At 71.2% G+C, this 5,562-nt stretch carries 7 protein-coding genes; 4 read left to right on the forward strand and 3 right to left on the reverse strand.

Annotated features, from left to right (window positions below; genetic code table 11):
- Positions 1-219 precede the first annotated feature (219 nt).
- On the forward strand, positions 220-867 hold the full coding sequence (locus ABZW03_RS36325) for a hypothetical protein (RefSeq protein WP_355268363.1): 648 nt from the start codon (positions 220-222) through the stop codon (positions 865-867).
- Positions 868-981: 114 nt separating this feature from the next.
- Here the strand turns inward: ABZW03_RS36325 and ABZW03_RS36330 are convergent, their stop codons facing one another.
- Positions 982-1,287, reverse strand: coding sequence for an ABC transporter ATPase (locus tag ABZW03_RS36330; protein WP_355268366.1), 306 nt, complete (start codon positions 1,285-1,287; stop codon positions 982-984).
- A gap of 309 nt (positions 1,288-1,596) precedes the next feature.
- Between ABZW03_RS36330 and ABZW03_RS36335 the strand changes: the two genes are divergently transcribed.
- From ABZW03_RS36335 to ABZW03_RS36345, 3 genes are read left to right on the forward strand one after another with little or no spacing between them, the layout of a single operon-like run.
- Positions 1,597-2,040: a peptidase inhibitor family I36 protein gene (locus ABZW03_RS36335; RefSeq protein ID WP_355268369.1), complete on the forward strand. Its 444-nt coding sequence runs from the start codon at positions 1,597-1,599 to the stop codon at positions 2,038-2,040.
- A 37-nt stretch (positions 2,041-2,077) separates the two neighbouring features.
- The gene (locus ABZW03_RS36340) at positions 2,078-2,518 is read left to right on the forward strand and encodes a peptidase inhibitor family I36 protein (RefSeq protein WP_355268372.1); all 441 of its coding nucleotides are present in this window, start codon (positions 2,078-2,080) and stop codon (positions 2,516-2,518) included.
- A gap of 57 nt (positions 2,519-2,575) precedes the next feature.
- Positions 2,576-3,010, forward strand: coding sequence for a peptidase inhibitor family I36 protein (locus ABZW03_RS36345; protein ID WP_355268375.1), 435 nt, complete (start codon positions 2,576-2,578; stop codon positions 3,008-3,010).
- Positions 3,011-3,106: 96 nt separating this feature from the next.
- Here the strand turns inward: ABZW03_RS36345 and ABZW03_RS36350 are convergent, their stop codons facing one another.
- Together ABZW03_RS36350 and ABZW03_RS36355 are read right to left on the reverse strand one after the other, a co-directional pair.
- Entirely contained in the window at positions 3,107-3,835 is a 729-nt protein-coding gene (locus ABZW03_RS36350; protein ID WP_355268378.1) for a heparin lyase I family protein, read from the reverse strand.
- Positions 3,836-4,011: 176 nt separating this feature from the next.
- Complete coding sequence (locus ABZW03_RS36355) at positions 4,012-5,412, reverse strand: solute carrier family 23 protein (RefSeq protein WP_355268381.1); 1,401 nt, start codon at positions 5,410-5,412, stop codon at positions 4,012-4,014.
- Positions 5,413-5,562: the final 150 nt, after the last annotated feature.

Consider the following 5,562-nt stretch of genomic DNA (forward strand, 5'->3'; position numbering starts at 1 on the left):
GGTGGCGCGGGCACCCCGGCCCGCGCCGCCGCCCGTCGTTCCCGCCGCCCGTCGTTCCCGCCGTGCCGGCCTCCGGCCGCGCGCAGGCGCGGTTTTCGGCCGGGTCCGGTGCCCGGGGGCGGTGTGTTTCGGCCTCCGCTCGTGTGCGCCCCGCACACGCTTCCTCCACATCCGATGCTGGGCCCAGAGCCGACGACACCCGGAGGTGGACGGATGAGGATGAGGACCAGGCCCAGGACCGGGCCCAGGACCCGGATCGCCGTACGCGCGGCGGCCGCCGCACTGGCGCTCGCCGCGGCGAGCGGCCAGGCCGCGACCCAGGCGCACGCGCAGACCCGGGAGGAGGTGCCCCAGCCCGGTCTGATCTCCACCGGCGACCTGCCGCCGGACTCCCTCAGCTGGCAGGTCGCGTCCATCGGAGAGGGCTGGGGCAACGACGGCCCCTGCGGCGGCTGGGACCGCGGCGCCGTCTCCGAGGGCCGCTACTTCCACGCGGACTTCTTCACCTCCGAGACCGCCTCCGCGTACGAGGGGGTCCTGGTGCTGCCGACCGAGGCCGAGGCCGTCGCCGTCGCCGACTCCCTGCGCGGGTTCTACGCCGGCTGCGCGGCCCGCACCGCGCAGCAGCTCCCGAACGACGTGGTGACCGCCCAGGACCACGGCACCGTCGACGTCGAGGAGGGCGCGACCGTCGGCGGCGTCCACGTCAAGCGGATCAACACCTGGGAGGACCACCGGGACTACCTCTACGGCGTGGGCCGGGACGGCAACACCGTCGCCGTGGTCGAGTGGGAGAGCAACTGGACCCAGCCCGACATCCCCGCCTTCAAGGCGACCGTCCGGGCCGCCGTCGACAAGCTCTCCTGACGCCGCCCCGGGGCCCGCTCCTCCGCCCGGCACCTGGGGCAGGACGAGCCGCCGCACAGCCGTCCCGGCCCGGACGGCTGTGCGGCCGGTACCGCGCCGTCGGGCGGGAGGCGGCTACTCGGCGCCGGCGGCGGTGCAGGCCAGGGCCACTTCGGCCCACGTCCAGGCCTGGTCCCGCGGATCCGCGGATTCATCGGACCGTTCCTGCTGCCGCGCCGCGTCGACCGCCCGACGGGCCGCCTGCGCGGCGAGGGGGGAGGGGGCCGCGGCGACGGCCGCGCACGCCTGCGCCACCAGCGCCCACAGGCGGGCCCGCTCCCGTGCCACGTCGCGGAGCGAGGCCGCCGTCAGCCCGTCCACCTTCACCGCCCACTCGTGGGCATGGCGTGCCGCCTGCGCCGCTTCCGCGGAAAAGTCCATGCCGGCCTCCCTGGTCCCGGTGCTCCGGCGCCCCGCCGGGGGCACCGGTCCGCACCTTACACACCCAACGCCCCGGGGGGTGAGGTGAGTTGTCATCCGTCGACCACCGGCCGGCAGACAGGGCGACGATCCCCGGTGCCCGCGTCGTGACCGTCGGACACGACTCAGTCGACGGCCCCGCCTCACACGCAGTCAGATGACTGATGTGTCGCGCCCCCTGCCGCCGCCACAGTGGTGGTGCTCCGCGAACGAAACGTCGGAGCACCCCCCTGGCAGCAGAGATGCAGCAGAGATGCAGAGGAGATCACGATGGACCTGCGGCGAATGGCGACGAGGCTCGCGGTGGGCGCCGCCACGGTGGCCGGTGTGCTCGCCGCCACGACGACGACCGCGAGCGCCGACATCCTCACCTCGATCGAGACCGGCCCCGGCAAGTGCCCCGCCAACTGGGTGTGCCTGTGGAGCGACAACAACTACATCGTGGGGAACCCGAAGGGCGGGGTCGACTTCGGGGCCGTGGGCGCGAACCAGAACATCCCGGACATGGCGAAGTTCACGTTCGACAGCAAGCTCTGGCGCTGGAAGGGCATGGCGGACGAGGCCTCCTCGGTGGTGAACAACACCGGGAGCAGCATCTGCTTCTACGAGCACACCAACTACGGCGGCCTGGAGTTCAGGATCGGCCCCCGGGAGAAGTGGGCCTCGGTCCCGTCCTGGATCAACGACCGGATCAGCTCCTTCAAGTTCTGCTGACCCCGCCCTTCCCCCTCCTCGACCTGAACGGATCGTCATGAAGCTCTCCAGGAACCTGGCCAAGCTCGGCCTGACCGCCGCCGCCGCCGTCGGCCTGATCGTGACCGGGGCGACCTCCGCGAGCGCCACCAACGTCTACGACATCGGCCACGGGGCCGGATCGTGCCCCGACGGGTACGTCTGCCTCTGGTCGGAGGCCAACTTCATCCGGGGCGGGACCATCAACGACGCGAAGTTCGGCTCCTTCGCGTCGAACCAGAACACCGGGGACATGGGCAAGCTCCAGAAGCGCAGCTCCGGCGGGGACAAGGGCATGCAGGACATCACCTCGTCGGTGCTGAACAACACGGGCAGCAGCATCTGCTTCTACGAGCACAACTGGTACGGCGGCCTGGAGTTCAAGATCGGCCCGCACGAGAGCTGGCCCTCCGTCCCGTCGTGGATCAACGACCGGATCAGCTCCTTCAAGTACTGCTGACCCCGCCCTTCCCCTTCCCCCTTTTTCCCCTTCCCCCTTCGACCCGAACGGACCGTCATGAAGCTCTCCCGGAAGATGACCAGGCTCGGCCTGTGCGCGGCCGCCGCCGTCGGGGTGGTCGTGACCACGGCCGGCTCCGCCAGCGCCAACACGATCCTCGGCATCGGCCAGGGCGCCGGAGCGTGCCCCACCAACTACGTCTGCCTGTGGACCGAGAACGGCTTCGTCGGCAACACCGGCTCCACCGGCAAGTTCCCGGCGATCGCCTCGGACCAGAACATCGGCGACATGGGCAAGCTGAAGCGGGACAACGGCCTGTGGTCCGGCATGCAGGACGTCACGTCGTCGGTGCTGAACAACACGGGCAGCAGCATCTGCTTCTACGAGCACAACTGGTACGGCGGCCTGGAGTTCAAGATCGGCCCGCACGAGAGCTGGCCCTCCGTCCCGTCGTGGATCAACGACCGGATCAGCTCCTTCAAGTACTGCTGACAAGTACTGCTGACCCACCGCCCGGCCCCCGCCCGGCCCCCGCCCGGCCCCCGCAGGCCCGGACCGCGTACCACCGCGGTCCGGGCCTGCGGGCGGTCAGGAGCCGGCGGTGGCCGCTTCCAGGGTGGTGGCCATGACCGGGCTGGTGAAGGTGTTCGTCGCGTCGCCCGTGGACTGGTGGTACGAGCCCCACTTGAGGTAGTTGCGGTCGCCGTCCCAGGTGGTGCCCTGGAAGGTGCCCGAGCCGGTGGTGAACGTCTGCTTCACGCCGTCGAACCAGAAGTCGATCGTGCCGTCCGTGCGGCCCAGGCGGATCTTCAGCGCGTACGAGTGCCAGGTGTTGTTCGTGGTCTGCGCGGTCCACAGCGCGTGCGACACGTGCGCGGTGTCCCACTCCTGCAGGCGCACGCGCCCGTTCAGGACGTCGATCTCGATCGGGTGGTTGGCCGTGCCGGTGCTCGGCGAGCACTTCAGCTGGAAGACGTACCGGCTGTTGGTGTCCTTGACGTCCACCTTGGACGACCAGCCCAGGTAGAAGGTGTCGCCCTCCTTCAGGTCCGGGCTGAGCGTCTCGCAGCGCTCCTGCCCGGCGGCCTGGAAGGCCCGCCACACGCTGCCCTTGACGGAGTCCTTCACCACCCCGAAGTCGCCGGCCGCGCACTGGACGGCCTTGAAGGAGGACGGGCCCGCGCTGGTGCTCGGGGTCCACAGGACCGTGCCCGCGTCGGCGGCGGAGGCGGCGGAGGCCTGGCCGCAGGTGACCGCCACGGTGGCGAGGGCGGCGGCCGCGGCGGCGGCCCTGCGGCGGTGGGACAGAAGGGACATGCCTCTCCCGGGGGATGAGTGGCCGATACGGGCGAGCAGAGAAACGAGCGGTGGAGCGAGCAGCGATTCGACCACCGCCCGGCCGCCCGGCAAAGACAGGACGGCCGACGGAAGCTCCTTTTCGGACACTTCCGCCGGCCGTCCCTCCGCCCTGAACCCGGGCCCGGCCCCGTCCGTTACGAGGCGCGCGGCTCCCCGCCGGAGGCGTCCTCGTCGTACGAGGAGGTGCCCTCGTCCAGCAGCGGCTCCTGCGTCTTGAGGTGCGCCGGCGCCAGTGCCCGCAGCGCGTGGTAGCCGGTGATGACGACCAGCGTGCCCAGCGCGATGCCGCTGAGGCTGAAGGTGTCGCTGAACTTCAGCGTCACGTTGCCGATGCCGATGATGATGCCCGCCGCGGCCGGCACCAGGTTCAGCGGGTTGCTCAGGTCCACCTTGGAGCGGACCCAGATCTGCGCGCCCAGCAGCCCGATCATGCCGTACAGGATCACGGTGATCCCGCCGAGCACCCCGCCCGGGATCGCGGCCACGATCGCGCCGAACTTCGGGCAGATGCCGAACAGCAGGGCGAAGCCGGCCGCCGCCCAGTACGCCGCCGTCGAGTAGACCCGGGTGGCGGCCATGACGCCGATGTTCTCCGAGTACGTGGTGTTCGGCGGGCCGCCGACCGCGGTGGAGAGCATGGAGCCGATGCCGTCCGCGGAGATCGCGGTGCCCAGCTTGGCGTCCAGGTTCGAGCCGGTCATCTCGCCGACCGCCTTGACGTGCCCGGCGTTCTCCGCGACCAGCGCGATCACCACGGGCAGCGCCACCAGGATCGCCGACCACTGGAAGGACGGGCCGTGGAAGGTCGGCAGGCCGATCCAGTCCGCCTTGCCGACGCCCGACAGGTCCAGGCGCCAGTGGTCGGTCAGCTGCCCGGCGCCGTTCACCGAGTGGATCTTCCCGAAGACCTGGTCGAACAGCCAGGAGATCCCGTAGCCGAAGAGCAGCCCCAGGAAGATCGCCACCCGCGACCAGAACCCGCGCAGGCACACCACGGCCAGGCCGGTGAACAGCATCACCAGCAGCGCCGTCCACTGGTCCTGCGGCCAGTACGTCGAGGCGGTCACCGGGGCCAGGTTGAAGCCGATCAGCATGACCACCGCGCCGGTGACGATCGGCGGCATCGTGGCGTGGATGATCCGCGCCCCGAACCTCTGGACCGCCACGCCCACCAGGAACAGCACCACGCCCACCACGAACACCGCGCCGGTCACCGTCGCGCTGGTGCCGCCCTGCGCCCGGATGACCGCGGCCACGCCCACGAAGGACAGCGAGCAGCCCAGGTAGCTGGGCACCCGGCCCTTGGTGGCCAGCAGGAAGATCACGGTCGCCACGCCGGACATCATGATCGCGAGGTTCGGGTCGAGCCCCATCAGCACGGGCGCCACGAAGCTCGCCCCGAACATCGCCACCACGTGCTGGGCGCCCAGCCCTACCGTGCGGGGCCAGGAGAGCCGTTCGTCGGGGCGGACCACCGCCCCCGGCGCGGGCGTGCGCCCGTCACCGTGCAGCTTCCAGCGCACGCCGAGATCCATGGTGAGGTATCGCTTTCTCTGTACTTCCGAAGAACTGTCCGCACCATTGTCGTGGGGCCCGGCCCTCCCCGCCGGCCCCCCGCCCCCCCGCCAGCTCCGACGACGGGAGGTATAACACCCCCGCACCCCCCCCACCCGAAAGGAAGAACG

Origin of the sequence: Kitasatospora sp. NPDC004799, from assembly GCF_040609095.1 — a bacterium.
GTDB lineage: Bacteria > Actinomycetota > Actinomycetes > Streptomycetales > Streptomycetaceae > Kitasatospora.